The sequence below is a fragment of the Amycolatopsis sp. NPDC004772 genome (genome assembly GCF_053601215.1).
This window is the reverse complement of the sequence record NZ_JBSGBK010000093.1, coordinates 1-18,403: the sequence shown is the minus strand read 5'-3', so window position 1 is coordinate 18,403 and position 18,403 is coordinate 1. Positions and strand designations below refer to the sequence as shown.

Annotated in this window: 16 protein-coding genes and 1 riboswitch; of the genes, 11 read left to right on the top strand and 5 right to left on the bottom strand. The window is 71.3% G+C overall.

Going from position 1 to position 18,403, the window contains the following annotated elements; translation table 11 throughout:
* Nucleotides 1–56: 56 nt before the first annotated feature.
* Nucleotides 57–893: a 16S rRNA (cytidine(1402)-2'-O)-methyltransferase gene (gene rsmI / locus ACWEF6_RS36110; protein WP_449687050.1), complete on the top strand. Its 837-nt coding sequence runs from the start codon at nucleotides 57–59 to the stop codon at nucleotides 891–893.
* Here rsmI and ACWEF6_RS36105 read toward each other — a convergent pair.
* The gene (locus ACWEF6_RS36105; RefSeq protein ID WP_449687049.1) at nucleotides 886–1,419 is read right to left on the bottom strand and encodes a QsdR family transcriptional regulator; all 534 of its coding nucleotides are present in this window, start codon (nucleotides 1,417–1,419) and stop codon (nucleotides 886–888) included. The genes rsmI and ACWEF6_RS36105 overlap by 8 nt on opposite strands.
* 51 nt (nucleotides 1,420–1,470) lie before the next feature.
* Between ACWEF6_RS36105 and ACWEF6_RS36100 the strand changes: the two genes are divergently transcribed.
* Nucleotides 1,471–2,427 carry a quinone oxidoreductase family protein gene (locus ACWEF6_RS36100; RefSeq protein ID WP_449687048.1) on the top strand — a complete coding sequence of 319 codons (957 nt, stop codon included), beginning with the start codon at nucleotides 1,471–1,473 and terminating at the stop codon, nucleotides 2,425–2,427.
* Here the strand turns inward: ACWEF6_RS36100 and ACWEF6_RS36095 are convergent.
* The 4 genes from ACWEF6_RS36095 to ACWEF6_RS36080 form a co-directional block, all read right to left on the bottom strand.
* Nucleotides 2,404–3,654, bottom strand: coding sequence for an aminodeoxychorismate synthase component I (locus tag ACWEF6_RS36095; protein WP_449687047.1), 1,251 nt, complete (start codon nucleotides 3,652–3,654; stop codon nucleotides 2,404–2,406). The genes ACWEF6_RS36100 and ACWEF6_RS36095 overlap by 24 nt on opposite strands.
* Before the next feature lie 19 nt (nucleotides 3,655–3,673).
* The gene (locus ACWEF6_RS36090; protein WP_310973908.1) at nucleotides 3,674–4,288 is read right to left on the bottom strand and encodes a glycoside hydrolase family 25 protein; all 615 of its coding nucleotides are present in this window, start codon (nucleotides 4,286–4,288) and stop codon (nucleotides 3,674–3,676) included.
* 78 nt (nucleotides 4,289–4,366) lie between these two features.
* Nucleotides 4,367–5,131: an ABC transporter permease gene (locus ACWEF6_RS36085; protein ID WP_449687046.1), complete on the bottom strand. Its 765-nt coding sequence runs from the start codon at nucleotides 5,129–5,131 to the stop codon at nucleotides 4,367–4,369.
* Nucleotides 5,121–6,098, bottom strand: coding sequence for an ATP-binding cassette domain-containing protein (locus tag ACWEF6_RS36080; protein WP_449687045.1), 978 nt, complete (start codon nucleotides 6,096–6,098; stop codon nucleotides 5,121–5,123). Before ACWEF6_RS36080 ends, ACWEF6_RS36085 begins: the two co-directional genes overlap by 11 nt.
* Nucleotides 6,099–6,351: 253 nt before the next feature.
* Here ACWEF6_RS36080 and metG point away from each other — a divergent pair, with 253 nt between their 5' ends.
* The 9 genes from metG to ACWEF6_RS36035 all read left to right on the top strand — a co-directional run bounded on the left by metG (nucleotide 6,352) and on the right by ACWEF6_RS36035 (nucleotide 18,204).
* A complete protein-coding gene (gene metG / locus ACWEF6_RS36075; RefSeq protein ID WP_449687044.1) occupies nucleotides 6,352–8,148 on the top strand; it encodes a methionine--tRNA ligase in 1,797 nt (598 codons plus the stop codon).
* Between the two features lie 10 nt (nucleotides 8,149–8,158).
* On the top strand, nucleotides 8,159–8,995 hold the full coding sequence (locus tag ACWEF6_RS36070) for a TatD family hydrolase (protein WP_449687043.1): 837 nt from the start codon (nucleotides 8,159–8,161) through the stop codon (nucleotides 8,993–8,995).
* A 209-nt stretch (nucleotides 8,996–9,204) separates the two neighbouring features.
* A complete protein-coding gene (locus tag ACWEF6_RS36065) occupies nucleotides 9,205–10,629 on the top strand; it encodes a transglycosylase family protein (protein WP_449687042.1) in 1,425 nt (474 codons plus the stop codon).
* A 179-nt stretch (nucleotides 10,630–10,808) separates the two neighbouring features.
* A complete protein-coding gene (gene rsmA, locus ACWEF6_RS36060; RefSeq protein WP_449687041.1) occupies nucleotides 10,809–11,645 on the top strand; it encodes a 16S rRNA (adenine(1518)-N(6)/adenine(1519)-N(6))-dimethyltransferase RsmA in 837 nt (278 codons plus the stop codon).
* 126 nt (nucleotides 11,646–11,771) lie between these two features.
* Nucleotides 11,772–11,862, top strand: a riboswitch (SAM riboswitch).
* A 209-nt stretch (nucleotides 11,863–12,071) separates the two neighbouring features.
* Complete coding sequence (locus ACWEF6_RS36055; protein WP_449687040.1) at nucleotides 12,072–13,085, top strand: methionine ABC transporter ATP-binding protein; 1,014 nt, start codon at nucleotides 12,072–12,074, stop codon at nucleotides 13,083–13,085.
* 123 nt (nucleotides 13,086–13,208) lie between these two features.
* Entirely contained in the window at nucleotides 13,209–14,171 is a 963-nt protein-coding gene (locus ACWEF6_RS36050) for a 4-(cytidine 5'-diphospho)-2-C-methyl-D-erythritol kinase (protein WP_449687039.1), read from the top strand.
* On the top strand, nucleotides 14,168–14,575 hold the full coding sequence (locus tag ACWEF6_RS36045; protein WP_449687038.1) for an ASCH domain-containing protein: 408 nt from the start codon (nucleotides 14,168–14,170) through the stop codon (nucleotides 14,573–14,575). Before ACWEF6_RS36050 ends, ACWEF6_RS36045 begins: the two co-directional genes overlap by 4 nt.
* A gap of 3 nt (nucleotides 14,576–14,578) precedes the next feature.
* Nucleotides 14,579–16,342 (top strand): ABC-F family ATP-binding cassette domain-containing protein, encoded by a 1,764-nt coding sequence (locus ACWEF6_RS36040; protein WP_449687037.1) that lies wholly within the window; start codon nucleotides 14,579–14,581, stop codon nucleotides 16,340–16,342.
* Between the two features lie 173 nt (nucleotides 16,343–16,515).
* Nucleotides 16,516–18,204 carry a fatty acyl-AMP ligase gene (locus ACWEF6_RS36035; RefSeq protein ID WP_449687036.1) on the top strand — a complete coding sequence of 563 codons (1,689 nt, stop codon included), beginning with the start codon at nucleotides 16,516–16,518 and terminating at the stop codon, nucleotides 18,202–18,204.
* Nucleotides 18,205–18,403 lie beyond the last annotated feature (199 nt).

Below are 18,403 nucleotides of genomic sequence, written 5' to 3'. Positions count from 1 at the left end.
ACGGGCGAGGCAGGGCGTCCGTCGTCCGGATCCGCTGATCAGCCTAGGCTGGCCGGGTGACCCAGGGCCGTCTGATCCTCGCCGCCACCCCGCTCGGCGACGTCCGCGACGCTTCCCCGCGCCTGGCTTCGGCCCTGGCGGACGCCGATGTCGTCGCGGCCGAGGACACCCGCCGGTTCCGGTCGCTGGCGACGGCGCTGGGCGTGACCCCGCGCGGCCGGGTGGTGAGCTTCTACGAAGACGTCGAGGCGGCGCGCCTGCCCAAGCTGCTCGAAGCGTTGCGGGCGGGCGAAACGGTGGTCCTGGTGACGGACGCCGGCATGCCGAGCGTGTCCGACCCGGGCTTCCGCCTGGTGGCGGCGTGCGTGGCGGAGGACCTACCGGTGACGTGCCTCCCGGGCCCGTCCGCGGTTACGACGGCGCTGGCGTTGTCCGGTTTGCCCTGTGACCGGTTCTGCTTCGAGGGGTTCGCGCCCCGCAAGCCGGGCGAGCGGACGCGCTGGCTGACGGCGTTGCGCGACGAGCCCCGGACGGCGGTGTTCTTCGAGTCCCCGCACCGCCTGGCATCCCTTTTGTCCGATGCGGCCGCGGTTCTGGGGCCGCAACGGCGCGCGGCGGTGTGCCGGGAGCTGACGAAGACGTACGAAGAGGTGAAGCGGGGGACGCTCGAAGAGCTGGCCGAGTGGGCCGCGGAGGGCGTGCGCGGGGAGATCACGGTGGTGCTCTCGGGCGCCGAGCCGCGCGCGGTTTCGGTGGCGGACCTGGTCGAGGAGGTCTCGGCGCGGGTGGCGTCCGGCGAGCGCCTGAAGTCCGCGGCGGCGGAGGTCGCCGAGGCGGCCGGGGTGTCCAAAAAGGAGCTCTACGACGCGGTGCTGGCGGCGCGGGTCAAGTGAGCAACGCGGTCACCGCGGCGTGCGCCTTCTCCGCATCGGGCGCGTCGCCGGTGATCACGTCCGTGTACACGAACGACTCGCCGATCCGCACCAGCAGGTAAGCCAGATCCGGCACCGGCAGCGGTGGGACCAGCCGCCCGGCCGCGACCTCGCCCTCCAGCAGCGTGACCAGCTTCTCCGTCGTCCGGCGTTGGCAAACGCTGGCGCGGGTCGTCAGCAGCCGCAAAGCGCGCTCCGGCTCGCGGCGGAGGAAGTCGCGGAACGGCGGTGCGTCGTTCGCCAGCCGGACGTACCCGCTCACGAAGTCCGCGATCCCGGCCGCGCCGCGGCCGACGCACGAAGGCCACAGGTGGGCGATCGTGACCTCCGAGAGCGACCACAGGATCTCGCCGAGGAGCCGATCGCGGCTGCCGATGCGGCGGTGCAGCGTCGCGCGGCTGATGGACAGCTCCTGCGCCAGCTCGCCCATGTCCAGCCGGCGGCCGGACAGGAACCACTCACGGGCCACGTCGAACTCCTGAGACATATGTCAGAATGTCTCACAACCACGGGGCTGCTGATGGAGAGGGAACGCGACATGCGCGCAGTGCAGGTGACCGAGTTCGGCGGACCCGAGGTGCTCACCCCCGTCGAGCTGCCCGACCCGGTGGCCGGCCCCGGCGAGGTGCTCATCGACGTCGAGCGCATCGGCGTCAACTACGCCGACACCCACCAGGCCGAGAACTCCTACCTCGCGCCGTCGCAGCTGCCGCTCGTCCCCGGCGGCGAGGTCGTCGGCACCCAGGACGGCAAGCGGGTCGTCGCCCTGCTCAACGGCGGTGGCGGGTACGCCGAGAAGGCCGTCGCGCCGTCGGCCACGACGTTCCCGGTGCCCGAGGGCATCGACGACCTCACCGCGCTGTCCATGCTGGTCCAGGGCACGACCGCGTGGGTCCTGCTCCGCAAGAACGCCCACCTGGCCGAAGGCGAATCGGTCGTCGTGCACGCGGCCGCCGGCGGGGTCGGGACGGTCGCCGTCCAGCTCGCCAAGGCCTGGGGCGCCGGGCGCGTCATCGCCACCGCGAGCAGCGAGGAGAAGCGCGCGCTCGCCCTCGAACTGGGCGCGGACGTCGCCATCGACTCGCGTGCCGAGGACATGACGGCCGCCCTGATCGAGGCGAACAACGGCCGCCGCGTCGACGTCGTGCTCGACATGGTCGGCGGCACGACCACCGACCAGAGCATCGCCGCCCTCGCCCCCTTCGGGCGGCTGGCGTTCTACGGCATGGCGGGCCGCGAGAACCCGAAGCCGGTGGAGCTGCGCAACGTCCTCGGCCACAGCACGACGATCAGCGGCATGTGGCTCCCGCACGTCTTCCGGCTGCCGGGCAACGTCTTCGGGACGGCGCTGACGGAGCTGTTCGACCTGGTCCTCGAAAACAAGCTCAAGGCGATCCCGGGCGGCGAGTACGCGCTGTCGGACGCCCGTGGCGCGCACGAGGCCCTGCGGTCGCGCAAGACGGTCGGGAAGCTACTGCTCGACCCCGGCAAGTAGGCGTTCCAGGGGTGCCGCCTTGTGGAGGCACTCCTGCCACTCCGCCTCCGGGTCCGAATCGGCCGTGATGCCGCCGCCCACGCCGAGGGCGATCGTGCCCTCGGCGATCTCGAACGTCCGGATCGCGACGTTCAGCTCCAGGCCCGCCGCCGGGGACACCAGCCCGATCGCGCCCGTGTAGACCCCGCGTCCGCACGGCTCCAAGGCCGCGATCAGGTCCAGCGCGCGGATCTTCGGCGCGCCCGTCACCGACCCCGGCGGGAAGGTCGCTTCCAGCAACGCGGCGTCCGAAACCGGAGGCCGCAGCACGCCCGTCACCGTCGAGTCCAGGTGCCAGACTCCCGGTGCCGGGCGGACCTGCAGCAGCGACGGGACCGTCACCGACCCGACCTCGCACACCCGGCCGAGGTCGTTGCGCACCAGATCGGTGATCATCACGTTCTCCGCGACGTCCTTGGCGGACCGCCGCAGCAGGACGGCGTTCCCGTCGTCCTCGGGCCCGCGGCGGGGGAGCGTCCCCTTGATCGGCGTCGAGCGCACCGAACGCCCGTGGCGCGCGAGGAACAGCTCCGGCGAGAACGAAACCACCGATCCCCACGTCCCCGACAAGAAGGCCGCGCGGCGGGGCGAGAGCGAAGACACCCCCGCGGCGAACAACGCTGCGGGAGACCCCGAGAACGAACCCGTGAACCGGGCGCAGATGTTGGCCTGGAACAGCTCCCCGGCTTCGATCGCGTGCACGCACGCCTTCACCGCGTCCCGGTGCTCCGACGGCAGCGGACGCTGCAACGGTCCCGCCGTCCACGAAAGCGACGGCGGCGGGGAAGCCAGCAGTGACTCCATTGTGGACACCGAGGGGCCGCCGCCGTCCAGGGACTCCAGGTAGCACGTCCCCGAGCCGGACCAGCGCAGCACGTGGTCCGCCCAGCCCCAGGCGGCCGCGGGCAGCGCGCCGGTGCGGCCGGACGGATCCGCCGAGTCGTAGGACAGGTACCCGAACCAGCCGCCGCCGAGCACGCCGGGTTCCGCGTCGACCTCCGGCGCGAACGAAGGCAACGCGGACGGGGAGACGGCCAGCGACGGCGCGATCACGGCCCGGGAAGAAAACCACTCACCGGACAGCATCGCCGGCGGCGGCAACCCGCGCGAAGCGGCGTGGTGGGCCAGCACCGAGAACGCGCGCGCCGGCGTCACGTCCGTCCGGAGTGCCCTGCTCGTCACGCGCATGGCGACATACCACCACACGTCAGAGCAGCAGGTCGCCCAATGTGAACGGGTACACGACGGCGTTCTGCTCCACCGGCGCCGCGATGCCGGGGACGTCCGGGGCGTAGGCGTGCTGGTGCACGCCGAGCCGCGAGTGGAACCAGCCCGGCCGGCCGGGGATGCCGTTGTGCCGGATCAGCCACAGCACGACCTCGCTGTCGGCCCAGCGGTCGGGGTGCAGCCGGTGCGCCCAGCAGTCGTGGTCGGCGTAGACCAGCACCCGCTCGATGCGCGCCGCGTGCCGGACGTGCTTGATCCACGCCTTGACGAACCGGTCGTCGACGCTCGGCGCCGCCACCTCCAGGGCCGGCGCCAGCGAGCCGGGGGCGAACGCGCCGAGCCGGCTCGCCGTCCGCACGAAGAAGTCCGCTTGGTCGTGCACCGCGCCCGGCCGCGCGTAGTGCCGCCCGCCCGCGTGCAGCCCGGCTTCCTGCGCGCCGGCCAGGTTGCGCTCCGCGGCGGGGTTGCTCCAGTTGACGTTCTCGCTGATCGTCACCGACACGAACCGGGTCTGCGCGGCACGGACCGCCTGCCAGTCGGCCACCCGCTCGCGGTGCGACAGCGAAATGCCGAGCTCACTCTCCGGCTCTGTCACGGTCCGCCCCCGGCACGTCGGTGGAGAGCACACCATACGTCGCCGGAGACGGACCCGCAGTGACAAACGCGCGGTTGATCAGGCGTTTTCCTTCTGGAACGTCCGGGTGCCCCACCACAGGGACAACACCGCCATCACCAGCACCACGACACTGCCCGTGAACAGGGCGTCCATCGTGAAGTCGCCGCCGAAGCTGTTCCGCTCGACGTCGACCACGTGCCGGAACGGGTTGAGCCGCGAGACCGTGTAGAGCCAGTCCGGCGCCTTCCCGGCGGTGATCGGCAGCAGGATCCCGGAGAGCAGCAACAGCGGGATGAGCACCGCGTTGAGCAGCGCCGGGAACGTCTCCTCGCTCTTCAGCGTCAACGCCAGCGCGTAGGAGCACGACGCCAGCGACACCGCCATCAGGAACACGATCACCAGGCACAGCAGCACACCCGCCACCGGGGCGTCGAGCGGGAAGACCAGCGCGGCCAGCACGATGATCAGCACGGCCTGCACCACCGCCTGCAGCGCGTTGGCCAGCACCTTGCCCAGCAGCAGCGCGACCCGGCTGACCGGCGTCACCCGGAACCGCTCGACGACGCCGGAGCGGTAATCGGCCAGCAGCCCGAAGCCGACGAACGAGCTGCCGAACAGCGCCAGCTGGGCGATCAGCGCCGGCGTCAGCAGCATCCAGCCCTGCACTTCGGTCAGGCCCTGGCCCTGCATGGCCTGCACCATCAGCGGCCCGAACAGGAACAGGTACAGCAGCGGCTGCATGATCCCGATCAGCACCCAGGTCGGGTTGCGCAGGGCCGCGGTCATGTCGCGGCGGAAGATCAGCCAGGTGTCACGCAGCACGGCCGGCCTCCTCCGCTTCCCGCAGCGAACGCCCGGTCAGCGTCAGGAAGACGTCGTCGAGCGTCGGCCGGTGGACCTCCACCGACAGCATCGCGATGCTCTTCGCGTCCAGCGCCCGCAGCAGCTCCGGCAGCGCGACGTCGCCGCGCGGCACCCGGAACCGGATCTCCCCGCCGTCGACCGACAGCTCCTGGGCGCCCGCGAGCCGCCCGGCGATCTCCGCGGCGTCCGCGGCCTGCTCCGGGGCCACGCCCACCTCGACGCGGTCGCCGTTGACCCGCGCCTTGAGCGCGTCCGGCGTCCCCTCGGCGACGATCTGGCCGTCGTCGATCACGATCAGCCGGTCCGACAGCGCGTCCGCTTCGTCGAGGTAGTGGGTGGTCAGGAAGACCGTTACCCCTTGTTCGGCGCGCAGCCGGCGGATGTGGTCCCACAGGTTGGCGCGGCTCTGCGGGTCGAGGCCGGTCGACGGCTCGTCGAGGAACACCAGGCCGGGCGAGTGGATCAGGCCGAGCGCGATGTCGAGCCGCCGCCGCTGCCCGCCCGAGAGCGTCTTGGTCAGCCGCTGGTCCAGCCCGGTCAGGTCGAGCTGTTCGGCGAGTTCGGCGCCGCGCGCGATCGCGTCGGCCTTGGTCATCCGGTAGAGCCGGCCCTGCAGCTCCAGTTCGTCGGCGACCTTGCTTTCGGGTGCGCTGCCGCCGCCCTGGGCGACGTAGCCGATGCGCTTGCGCACGCCCAGCGGGTCTTCGAGCAGGTCGCGGCCGCCGACGGTCGCGGTGCCCGCGGTCGGCTTCAGCAGCGTGGTCAGCATCCGCAGGGTGGTCGTCTTCCCGGCGCCGTTGGGCCCGAGGAAGCCGACCAGCTCACCCGCTTCGACGTCGAGGTCGACGCCCTTCACCGCGTGGACTTCGCCCCCAGTGCGGCCCTTGCGGCGGAACCGCCGCTCGAGACCGCGTGCCGTGATCATGAGATCCCCTCTCGAAAATTTAGTCAAACTTGACTAGTGAGGCGCACTCTGTGCCCCACCGCAGGTGGAACTCCCGGTCGCCGTCCTCGGTGACCCGGTGGGCGATCCGGTCCGGGCCTGCTTCGCCCGGCTCGACGTCGACCTGGCTCCAGCAGGTCCTCGGCGGTCGTCTTCTTCAGGGTGTGGTGTGTCGCCGACAACCGGGGCCTCCCTCCCGAAAACGCGCGTGACGCCCTCCGTAGGCTAATAAGGTATGAGCACCCCTGTGTTGACCGCGGTGGCCTGGCCCTATGCCAACGGCCCCCGCCACATCGGCCACGTGTCCGGATTCGGCGTCCCGTCCGACGTCTTCTCCCGCTACCAGCGAATGGCCGGCAACCGGGTGCTCATGGTGTCCGGGACCGACGAACACGGCACCCCGATCACCGTCCAGGCGGACAAGGAGAACTCGACCCCGCAGGAGACGGCGGACAAGTACACCCGCCAGATCGGCACCGACCTGCAGGGCCTCGGCCTCTCCTACGACCTGTTCACCCGCACCACGACCGGCAACCACGCCGAGGTGACGCAGCAGATCTTTCTCGCGCTGCACCGCAACGGCTACGTCGTGCCCAAGACCACGCGCGGGGCGATCAGCCCGTCCACCGGCCGCACGCTGCCCGACCGCTACGTCGAGGGCACCTGCCCGATCTGCGGGTACGACGGCGCGCGCGGCGACCAGTGCGACAACTGCGGCAACCAGCTCGACGCCGCGGAGCTGATCAACCCGAAGTCGCGGATCAACGGCGAGACGCCGAAGTTCGTCGAGACCGAGCACTACTTCCTCGACCTGCCGGCGTTCACCAAGACCCTCGGCGACTGGCTGGGCACCAAGACCGACTGGCGCCCGAACGTCCTCAACTTCACCAAGAACCTGATCGACGACATGCGGCCGCGGCCGATCACCCGCGACCTCGACTGGGGCGTCAAGATCCCCCTCGACGGCTGGCGCGACCAGCCGCTGAAGCGGTTCTACGTCTGGTTCGACGCGGTGATCGGGTACTTCTCGGCCAGTGTCGAGTGGGCGCGGCGCTCCGGCAACCCGGACGCGTGGCAGGAGTGGTGGAACAACGCCGACGCCCGGTCCTACTACTTCATGGGCAAGGACAACATCACCTTCCACGCCCAGATCTGGCCGGCGCTGCTGTTCGGCCACAACGGCGAGGGCGACAAGGGCGGCGAGCCCGGCAAGTACGGCAAGCTGCACCTGCCCGACGAGATCGTCTCCAGCGAGTTCCTCACCATGAGCGGCTCGAAGTTCTCGACCTCGCGCGGGCGCGTGATCTACGTCGAGGACTTCCTGCGCGACTTCGGCCCGGACACGCTGCGGTACTTCATCTCGGTCGCCGGCCCGGAGACCCAGGACACCGACTTCACCTGGGACGAGTTCGTCCGCCGGACCAACTTCGAGCTGGCCAACGAGTGGGGCAACCTGGTCAACCGGTCCATCTCGATGGCGCACAAGAACGTCGGCGCCATCCCGCGCCCGGAGGCCCCGACGGCGGCTGACGAAGAGCTGAAGGCGTTGTCGCGCAAGGCGTTCGACACCGCGGGCGCGCACCTGGCCCGGTCCCGGTTCAAGCTGGCGGCGGCCGAGGCGATGAAGGTCGTCACCGCGGCGAACAAGTACATCTCCGACCAGGAGCCGTGGAAGCTCAAGGACGACCCCACGCGGCGGGACACGGTGCTGCACACCGCGCTGCAGGTCGTCTCGGACGCCAACACGCTGCTGACACCGTTCCTGCCGCACTCGGCCCAGAAGGTGCACGAGGCCCTCGGCGGCACCGGCGTCTGGGCCGCCCAGCCGGAGCTCAAGGAGGTCGACGACCTCGACATCGACGGCCGGGTCAACCCGATCCTCACCGGCGACTACGCGGCCGAGCAGGCCAAGTGGGAGTCGGCGCCGATCGAGGTCGGCAAGCCGCTGGCCAAGCCGTCGCCGCTGTTCACCAAGCTCGACCCGGCGCTCGGCGAGACCGGCCCGGAGTGGGCACCGATCGTCAAGGAGTAAGAGGTAATGCATGGGTGACGAGAAGCGCGAGCTGCCGCCTGTCCCGGACAGGCTCCCGGTGTCGGTGGTGGACGCGCACACCCATCTCGACGCGTGCGGCGCGGTCACCGCGGCCGATGTCACGGCCATGGTCGACCGCGCCGAGCGCGCCGGCGTCGCCCGCGTCGTCACGGTCGCGGACGACCTCGCCTCGGCCCGCTGGGCCGCCGAGGCCGCCGGCTGGGACCGTCGCGTCTGGGCCGCCGTCGCGATCCACCCGACCCGGACCAAGGAGTTCGGCGAGGCCGAGAAGGCCGAGGTCGAGCGGCTGGCCGGGCACGAGCGGGTGGTCGCCGTCGGCGAGACCGGCCTCGACTACTACTGGGACTACTCGCCGCACGACGCCCAGCAGGAGGCGTTCCGCTGGCACATCGACCTCGCGAAGCGGCTCGGCAAGCCGCTGATGATCCACGACCGCGAGGCCCACGACGACGTGTTGCGCATCCTGGCCGAAGAGGGTGCGCCGAATGCCGTAATTTTCCATTGTTTTTCGGGGGACGCGGAAATGGCCCGCAAGTGCGTCGACGCGGGCTTTGTCCTTTCCTTCGCGGGCACGGTGACGTTCAAGAACGCGAAGGGGCTCCACGAGGCGGCCCGGCTCTGCCCGCCGGGGCAGTACCTCGTCGAGACCGACGCGCCGTTTCTGACCCCCCACCCGTTCCGTGGGCGGCCGAACGAGCCGTTCGGCGCCGCTTACACCGTCCGTCACCTCGCGGCGCTCAGGGGCGAAGCTGTCCACGAAGTCGCCGAAGCGGTCCGGACCACCGCCGAGCGGGTCTACCGACTCCCCAGCGTCACCCCGGGGTGAACGCATTGCGACAACAGGGTTTCCGGCTCGTCCACCTGATGGAGTGACCCAGATCACGACACTCCGGGGGGTGTTTGCGCAACCCGCCGCGACCCGTTACTGTCCCGTGATCGTGCCGGTCGGACCTGCGCTCAGCAGTTGCCGATCGTCACGCCCAGTCGTAGAGACGGCGCCCCCGACCGTCGTCTCGTGAAAGGGAACGATCCCCGGTGACAGGTAGCAGACAGGCTGGAGCGCGCTCCGCCGTCCTCGAACGCAGTCATTTCGAGGACACCGCGTACGGCCAGCTCGACTTCTCCGACGACCCGAACATCACGCAGCAGGACATCCTCGCCGCGCTCGGCCCCGATGCCGACGCGATGATGGCCGAGATCGACGTCGACGTCGACGAACTGATCCGCCTCATCAACGCCGAGACGACGTACCTGCCGCCGATCGTCATCCCGGACGGCCTCGAGGAGGACCGCACCGCTTCCCCCGAAGCGCGCCGTGCGGCTCTGGACGAGGGCCTCCGCCAGACGACCAAGGTCTGGAAGCGCCGGTTCCTCAAGGGCGCCGTCCTCAGCGTCATGATCTCCGTCGCCGGCGGCGGCGCGGCCGCGCTGGCGATGAACAAGAGCATCACCGTCGACGTCGACGGCCACCAGCAGACCGTGCACTCCTTCGGCGGCACCGTCGGCGAGGTGCTCGAGGACGCGGGCCTGTCCGTCGGCGAGCACGACTCGCTCTCGCCCTCCCCGCAGGCGGAGGTCGGCGACGGCGGCGTCATCAAGCTCGAGCGCGGCCGCCAGCTGAAGCTGATCGTCGACGGCGCCGAGCGCACCTCCTGGGTCCGCGCGACCCACCTCGGCGACGCGCTGAGCCAGCTCGGGATGACCGAGATGGACAAGGCCGGCACCTGGATGTCGATGCCGAAGAGCGGCGAGCTGCCGCTGCAGGGCGCGACCGTCGAGATCAAGACGCTCAAGAACATCACCCTGTACGACGGCGGGAACGCGCCGAAGCAGGTCAAGACCACGGCCGTGACGACGAAGGAGTTCCTGGGCGAGTACAAGCTCACCCTGGGCCCGGAGGACCAGGCCGAGGGCGGCCTGGACGTCAAGCTGACCGACGGCGCCGAGGTGCACATCAGCCGCACCGGCGTCTCGACGGTCGTCCAGAAGGAGAGCATCGACCCGCCCGAGCAGCGCGTCGACGACCCGAACCTCGCCAAGGGCAAGACGCAGGTCGAGGACCCCGGCACGCCGGGCCAGAAGGAAGTGACCTACAAGGTCACGCAGAAGAACGGCAAAGAGGTCGGCCGGGAGAGCATCTCCGAGAAGGTCATCACCCAGCCGAAGCCGAAGATCGTCCACGTCGGCACCAAGGAAGCCCCGACCCCGGCGATCGGCGACGGCTCCGCGTGGGACCGCATCGCGCAGTGCGAGTCGGGCGGCAACTGGGCCATCAACACCGGCAACGGCTACTACGGCGGCCTCCAGTTCGACAAGCGCACGTGGGACGCCTACGGCGGCGACCAGTACGCGAACCTGCCGAACCAGGCTTCGCGCGAGCAGCAGATCGCGGTCGCGGAGAAGGTCCGCGACGCCCGCGGCGGCTACAGCGCCTGGCCGGTCTGCGGCAAGAAGGCCTGAGCCCCCCTTCGGAACGGCCCCCGTCCACCGGACGGGGGCCGTTCCGCGTGTCGCCCCTCAATCACGCGAGATCCGCGCTCAATCACGCGAGATCCGCCTCCAATCACGCGAGATGCGCCTCTGATCACGCGGGATCCGCCGCTGATCACGCCGGATCCGGGTTCAAGTAGGCTCGTCCGGTGGTTGAACTGCTGGGACCGGCCGAAATCCGTGCGCTGGCGGCCGAACTCGACGTGCGGCCGACCAAGAAGCTCGGGCAGAACTTCGTGCACGACCCCAACACCGTCCGGCGGATCGTCGAGCTGGCGAACGTCGGCGAGGGCGACGTCGTCCTCGAGGTCGGGCCCGGGCTCGGGTCGCTGACCCTCGGGCTGCTCGCCACCGGCGCCCGGGTGGTCGCCGTCGAGATCGATCCCAAGCTCGCCGAGCGGCTGCCCGAGACGGTGGCCGAGCGGGGCCCGGAAGCGGCCGGAAACCTCACCGTCGTCGGGGCGGACGCCCTGCGCGTCACCCGCGAAGAACTGGGCGAGCCGACCGCTCTCGTCGCGAACCTGCCCTACAACGTCGCCGTGCCCGTCGTGCTGCACCTGCTGGCTGAGGTGCCCTCCCTCCGGAGCGGCCTCGTCATGGTGCAGACCGAGGTCGCCGACCGGATGGCCGCCGGCCCCGGCAGCCGGATCTACGGCGTGCCCAGCGTCAAGCTCGCCTGGTACGGCCCCGCACGCAAGGTCGCCGCCGTGCCACGCTCGGTGTTCTGGCCGGTGCCGAACGTCGATTCCGCGCTCGTCGCCTTCGAGCGGGCCGACGCGACGGCGTCCGACGACCGGGACGTCCTCTTCGGCCTGGTGGACGCCGCATTCTCACAACGCAGGAAGACGCTCCGGGCCGCGCTCGCGGGCTGGGCGGGCTCGGCCGAGCGCGCCGGCGAACTCCTGACGGCGGCCGGGATCGACCCCAAGACCCGTGGCGAGCAGCTGGATGTGCACGACTTCGCCCGCATCGCCGCCGCGCGTTAGCGACTCCACAGTGGAGGCGTGAAAATACGCCCGCCCAGCCCGTGATCCCGCGATTCGGACACCTCCACTCGTGTGATCTGGGCCAACGGGCTTGCTTTCGCTCCTCGGGATCGGTTTTACTCAGTACGTCCATCCCGAGCGACTGAGAGACCTGGCTCGCCGAAGTCGCAGCAACCACCCTCCACAGGGCAGGTGCTACCGCCAGGACCGATGGAGGCCGTTTTCGATGAAGAGGGTAGCCCGCCCCCTGCTCCTGACCAGGCGTCGCGTTGTCGACGAAGGCCGCCGCTCCGTGACCGCGTGTCGACGCTCCCGCTGAGCTAGTCCGAGCCGGTCCACCTCTTCTTCACGCACCGTCCGAACAGGACGGAACTCGCTTGCGGCCGGGTGCTGCGCGCTGCCTGCACCCCGTTTTCTGGAGCCTTCGTGATCACCGTCGAAAACCTGTCCAAAACCTTTGCCACCAACGGAAACTCCGTCGTCGCGCTGCGGGACGTGAGCGTCGACGTCCAGGCCGGCTCGCTGTTCGGCGTGGTCGGTCCCGCCGGGTCGGGCAAGTCCGTCCTCGCCCGGTGCATCGCCCTGCAGGAGCGCCCGGACCGCGGTGTCGTCCGCCTCGACGGCCTCAACACCGGCACCCTCGACGGCCGCCGCCTCCGCGAAATCCGCCGTCAGCTCGGCGTCGTTTCCACGAAACCGGAGCTGATCGCCGAGCGCACCATCGCCGGCAACATCGCTTCCCCGCTCGAGCAGCTCGGCGTCGACGGCCCGCAGCGCCGCAGCCGGGTCGGCTCGCTGCTCGACCTCGTCGGCCTGACCCAGCGCGCCACGCAGCGGCCCGGTGAGCTGTCCGCCGGGCAGCTCCGCCGCGTCGCGGTCGCGAAGGCGCTGGCGGCGGCCCCGGCCGTGCTGCTCGCCGACGACCCGACCGCCGGCGTCGACCCGGAGGAGGCCGGCGCGGTGCTCGCCGTCCTCGACCGGGCGCGCTCCGAGCTGGGCACCACGATCGTCGTCACGACGCCGGACGCGGGCGTGGTCCGCCGGGTCTGCGACGACGTCGCGGTGCTGGAGGACGGCACGGTCGTCGAGCGCGGCACGGTGCTCGACCTGATCTCGAACCCGGCCAGCCGCACCGCCCAGGCGCTGCTGCCGGCCATCGAGACCACCCGCTCGCAGGCGGCGCGCTACGACCGCTCGGCCGACGTCGTGCTGGTCGGTTTCGCGTCGGTGGGCGCGCTGCTGCCCGAGGCCGCGGGCCGCTTCGACGTCGAGTTCGCCACCATCGGCGGCGGCCTGACCCGCATCGGTGACACGCCGGTCGGCCGGTTCCGCCTCGGTGTCCGCGGCGAGCGCGCCGACGCGGCGCTGGCCTGGGTCGCCGAGCGCGGCGGGCACGTGACGCACACCGCGCGCGGCCCGCAGGGTGTCGCGGCCGCCTGACCCCCCGCCCCAAGCGCCCCAATGTGGCGTTGGGTGCATGTGACGCACCCAATGTGGCGTTCGGTGCGTCCAACGCACCCAACGCCACATTGGGGCGTTCGGGCGGGCACGTAGGCTGGTCGGGTGCTCGCCGTAGTTCCGCCCCCAGTCACCGTCCGGGTCCCGGCCAAGGTCAACCTGCACCTTTCGGTCGACGACCTGCGCGAAGACGGTTACCACGAGCTGGTCACCGTGTTCCAGGCGCTGTCGCTGACCGACGAGGTGACCGTCGCGGTCACCGAAGAGCCCGGCATCGAGGTCTACGGCGAGGGGGAGGGCTCGGTCCCGACCGGCCCCGAAAACCTGGCCTGGCGGGCCGTCGAGGCGCTCGCCGCGCACGTCGGGCGCACCGGCGAGCCGAAGGTCCGGGTGGTGCTGCGCAAGGGCATCCCGGTCGCCGGCGGCATGGCGGGCGGCAGCGCCGACGCGGCGGCGACGCTGGTCGGGCTCGCCTCGCTGTGGGGACTCGACGTCACCCGTGACGAGCTGGCCGAGCTCGCCGCCGGCCTGGGCAGCGACGTCCCGTTCGCGCTGTACGGCGGCACCGCCCTGGGCACCGGTCGCGGCGAGCAGCTCGTCCCGGTGCTGTCGCGGCACACGTTCCACTGGGTGCTGGCTTTCGCCGCCGAAGGGCTGTCGACGCCGAAGGTGTTCGGCGAACTCGACCGCCTGCGCGCGGCGGGCAACCCGCCCCGGATCGGTTCGCACACACCGGTCGTCGAGGCGCTGGCGTCGGGCGACCCACGCCAGCTGGCCCTGCTGCTGGGCAACGACCTCCAGGCGGCGGCGGTCTCACTGCGGCCCGACCTGCGCCGCACGCTCCGGGCGGGCGTGAACGCGGGCGCGCTCGCGGGCACGGTGTCCGGTTCCGGCCCGACGTGCGCGTTCCTCTGCGAAGACGCGCAGTCGGCGGTGGAGGTCGCGGCCGAGCTGTCGGGCGCCGGCGTCTGCCGCACGGTCCGCGTGGCCCACGGCCCCGTCCCCGGCGCCCGGTTGGTCGGCGGGGACGACGCGCCACGCCCGGCGCCGCCGCGGGTGCACGCATGAAGCACGCCGAGTTCGCCTTCCCCGGCCCGCTGCGCGACAAGCTGGTCGCGGCGATCCTGCGCGGGGAGAAGACGTCGACCACCGGCCTGGTCGCCGAATACGAGAAGTACGGCGAAGAACTGCCTGTCGTCGGCGAGCGCGAGCTGATGATCGACTCGGCGGGCAACGGCGTCGCGGTGCTCGAGACCACCGAGGTGCGCGTCCTCCCTCTGTCCGAAGTGGACTTGCAGCACGCGCTCGACGAGGGCGAGGGCTTCACCAGCGTCGCCGAGTGGCGTGCCGACCACACGGACTACTGGCAGAGCGCGGAAATGCGCGCGGTCATGGAAGACCCGGAGTTCGCCGTGGACGACACGACCCTCGTCGTGGCGACGCGGTTCGTCATCGTGGAAAGGATCGGCTGAGCAGTGGCCAACCTGGTCAACCTGGAGGCGGTGAGCAAGTCCTACGGGGTTCGCCCGCTGCTGGACGGCGTTTCCCTCGGCATCGCGGCCGGGCAGCGCATCGGCGTCGTCGGCCTCAACGGGGGCGGCAAGACCACGCTGCTGGAAGTCCTTTCCGGACTCGCCGAGCCGGATTCCGGGCGGGTGAGCCAGGTTCGCGATCTGCGGATGGCCGTGGTCACCCAGCGCACGGAACTCCCGGACGGCAGCACGGTCGGCGACGTCGTGCTCGAGCGCTACGGCGCCGAGCACGAATGGGCCGCCGACGCGCGTGTCCGGTCCATTGTGGACGGCTTGGGCATCACGGCGATCGGTCTGGACACGCCGACGGCGAACCTGTCCGGCGGCGAGCGGCGCCGGGTCTCCCTGGCCGCCGCGCTGACCGGCGAGCTCGACCTGATCGTGCTCGACGAGCCGACCAACCACCTGGACGTCGAAGGTGTCCGCTGGCTCGCCGACCACCTGCTGGCCCGGAAGGTCGCCGTCGTGGTCGTCACGCACGACCGGTGGTTCCTCGACACGGTCGCGACGCTGACGTGGGAGGTCGCGAACGGCCGCGTCGAGCAGTACGAAGGTGGCTACGCCGACTGGATCTTCGCGCGCGCCGAGCGGGCGCGTCTGGCCGCGACGGCCGAGGAGAAGCGGCAGAACCTGGCCCGTAAGGAGCTGGCGTGGCTGCGCCGCGGCCCGCAGGCGCGCTCGTCGAAGCCGCGCTACCGCGTCGAGGCGGCCGAAGCGCTGATCGCCGACGTCCCGCCGCCGCGCGATTCCGTCGAGCTGCAGGCGTTCGCGAAGCGGCGGCTCGGGAAAACCGTGCTGGAGCTGGAAGACACGACGTACGCGGTGGGCGAGCGGACGCTGCTCGACCACGTCACCTGGCGGATCGGCCCAGGCGACCGGATCGGCCTGGTCGGCGTCAACGGCTCGGGCAAGACGTCGCTGCTGAAGCTGCTCGGCGGTGACGTCGAGGGCTCGACGGGGCGCCGGATCGAGGGCAAGACGGTCGCGCTCGCGCACCTGCGTCAGGAGCTCGACGACCTGCCCGGCGACCTGCGCGTGCTGCAGGCGATCGAGCAGGTGGCCGGGCGGGTGGTGTTCGGCAAGCAGGAGATGACGGCGTCGCAGCTGGGCGAAAAGCTCGGCTTCCCGGCCGCCCGCCAGTGGACCCCGGTCGAGGACCTGTCGGGTGGCGAGCGCCGCCGGCTGCAGCTGTGCCGGCTGCTGATGGCCGAGCCGAACGTGCTGCTGCTCGACGAGCCGACGAACGACCTGGACATCGACACGCTCCAGCAGCTGGAGGACCTCCTCGACGGCTGGCCGGGCACGATGGTGGTGGTGTCCCACGACCGCTACCTGGTGGAGCGGGTGTGCGACACGATCGTCGCCCTGTTCGGCGACGGCCGGATCACCCACCTGCCCGGCGGCATCGAGGAGTACCTGAACCGCCGGGCAGCGGCTCGTCCGGTCTCCGGCCCGGCGCCTTCGGTGGAGAAGGTGGAGGCGAAGAAATCGGCGGCGGACCTGCGCGCGGCCCAGAAGGAACTCGGCCGCCTGGAGCGCAAGCTCGACCAGCTGCACGCGAAGGAGGAGAAGCTCCACGCGTCCTTGCTGGCGGCCGCGACGGACCCGGCGAAGCTGATGGAGCTGAACGCCGAGCTGAAGGGCGTCCAGGGCGAGATCGAGGACGTCGAGGGCCGCTGGCTGGAGACGTCCGAGCTGCTGGAATGAGAGTCGCCGGGCCGGACGAACCGCTCGGGCGGCCGATCGAGTGGCAGGGGCGAGCAGGCCCCGAGCTCGTCTTCGTCCGGCTGCGGGGGCAGCGCCAGGTGGACCGCCGGCTTCGAGGCCCCGTTTCCGCGTTGCTCGGCGGATGTTGACGTCCAGACAGTAATGTTCCCGCTATGAGCAGGTTCGTGGACACGCTCGTCGCCACCGCGACGAAGCGGGGGCAGCAGCGCGGCATGGTCACCGGGGAGCCGAAGGAGCCGGTCCGGCGGACCTGGGCCGAGGTGCACGCCGAGGCGCGGCGGATCGCCGGTGGCCTGGTGGCCGGCGGGTTCGAACGCGGGGGTGCGGTCGCCGTGCTGGCCGCCGCGCCGGTGCTGATCGCGCCGACCGTGCAGGCCGTCTGGCTGGCCGGCGGCAGCGTCACCATGCTGCACCAGCCGACCCCGCGCACCGACCTCGCCGAGTGGGCCGAGGACACCGTGCGGGTGCTCGGGATGATCGGCTCCGACCTGGTGCTGCTGGGCGAGCCCTTCGACCAGCTCGCGCCGGTGCTGGAGGAGAAGGGCATCGGGTTCCAGCTCATCACCGAGCTCGCCGCGGCCGAGCCGCTCGCCGACGTCGTCACCACCGACGAGGGCGACACCGCGCTCCTGCAGCTCACCAGCGGCTCGACCGCCGACCCCAAGGCCGTCCGGATCACCTACGGGAACCTGTACTCCAACGTCAAGGCCATGGTCGAGCGCGCGGAGTTCGACTTCGACGTCGACGTGATGGTGTCGTGGCTGCCGACGTTCCACGACATGGGCATGGTCGGCTTCCTGACCGTGCCGATGACCTTCGGCGTCGAGCTGGTCAAGATCACGCCGGTCGAGTTCCTCTCGGGGCCGTTGATCTGGCCGGAACTGATCACCAAGTACCACGGCACCACGACGGCCGCGCCGAACTTCGCGTACGCCATCGTCGGGCGCCGGATGGCGCGTGTCGACGAGGACGACGCCTACGACCTCTCGAAGCTGCGCATCGCGCTGAACGGCGCCGAGCCGATCGACGAGACCGCCGTCCAGACCTTTGTGGACGCCGGCGCCCGGTTCAAGATGCCCGCCGAGTGCGTCTTCCCGGCCTACGGCATGGCGGAGGCGACGCTCGCGGTGTCGTTCGCGCCGCTGTTCACCGGCCTCACCCTGGACGTCGTCGAAGCCGACGCGCTGGAGGCGGACAACCGCGCGGTGCCGGTGCCGGAGGGCGACCCGCGGCGCGGCACCGACAGCGTCCGGTCGTTCGCGCTGCTCGGGCGGCCCCTCGACGGGCTGGAGGCGGAGATCGTCGACGAGTCGGGCGCGCGGCTGGGCGAGCGCGAGGTCGGCGAGATCCGGCTGCGCGGCGAGGCCGTGACGCCGGGCTACCTGACCATGGACGGCCCGCTCGCGACGCAGGACGAGGCCGGGTGGCTGAACACCGGCGACCTCGGCTACCTGGTGGACGGCCAGATCGTCATCTGCGGCCGCCGCAAGGACGTCATCATCATGGGCGGCCGCAACCTGTACCCGACGGACATCGAGCGCGCGGCGACGTCGGTCGAGGGCGTGCGGGCGGGCAACGCGGTGGCGGTCCGGCTGGACGCGGGCAGCCGCCGCGAGCGGTTCGCGGTGGTCGTGGAGTCGAAGCTGGCGGGCGACGCCGAGGCCGAGAAGAACCTGATGAAGCAGGTGTCGGCCCGGGTCCGCGACGCGGTGGACATGCGGCCGTACGCGGTGGTGGTGCTCCCGGCGGGAAGCCTGCCGAAGACGCCGTCGGGCAAGGTCAAGCGCGCGGCGACGGCCCAGCAGTTCGCGGACCGGATCAGGAAGAACGCGGACGCCTGACCAGAGCGCCCCAATGTGGCGTTCGGTGCGTCGGACGCACCCAATGTGGCGTTCGGTGCGTTGGACGCACCCAATGTGGCGTTCGGTGCGTTGGACGCACCCAACGCCACATTGGGGTTTTCTCAGTAGCGGCCCTGGTGCTCGAACTGGGTGAGTACCAGGGCGGCTTGCGCGACCGCGCCGATGCGGTGGGGGCAGA

Coding starts and splice junctions, on each gene's coding strand:
- ACWEF6_RS36045 (WP_449687038.1), top strand. CDS start 14,168: ATGAAGCACGCCGAGTTCGCCTTCCCCGGCCCGCTGCGCGACAAGCTG.
- metG (WP_449687044.1), top strand. CDS start 6,352: ATGAGCACCCCTGTGTTGACCGCGGTGGCCTGGCCCTATGCCAACGGC.
- ACWEF6_RS36100 (WP_449687048.1), top strand. CDS start 1,471: ATGCGCGCAGTGCAGGTGACCGAGTTCGGCGGACCCGAGGTGCTCACC.
- ACWEF6_RS36095 (WP_449687047.1), bottom strand. CDS start 3,654: ATGCGCGTGACGAGCAGGGCACTCCGGACGGACGTGACGCCGGCGCGC.
- ACWEF6_RS36080 (WP_449687045.1), bottom strand. CDS start 6,098: ATGATCACGGCACGCGGTCTCGAGCGGCGGTTCCGCCGCAAGGGCCGC.
- ACWEF6_RS36105 (WP_449687049.1), bottom strand. CDS start 1,419: ATGTCTCAGGAGTTCGACGTGGCCCGTGAGTGGTTCCTGTCCGGCCGC.
- ACWEF6_RS36035 (WP_449687036.1), top strand. CDS start 16,516: ATGAGCAGGTTCGTGGACACGCTCGTCGCCACCGCGACGAAGCGGGGG.
- ACWEF6_RS36070 (WP_449687043.1), top strand. CDS start 8,159: ATGGGTGACGAGAAGCGCGAGCTGCCGCCTGTCCCGGACAGGCTCCCG.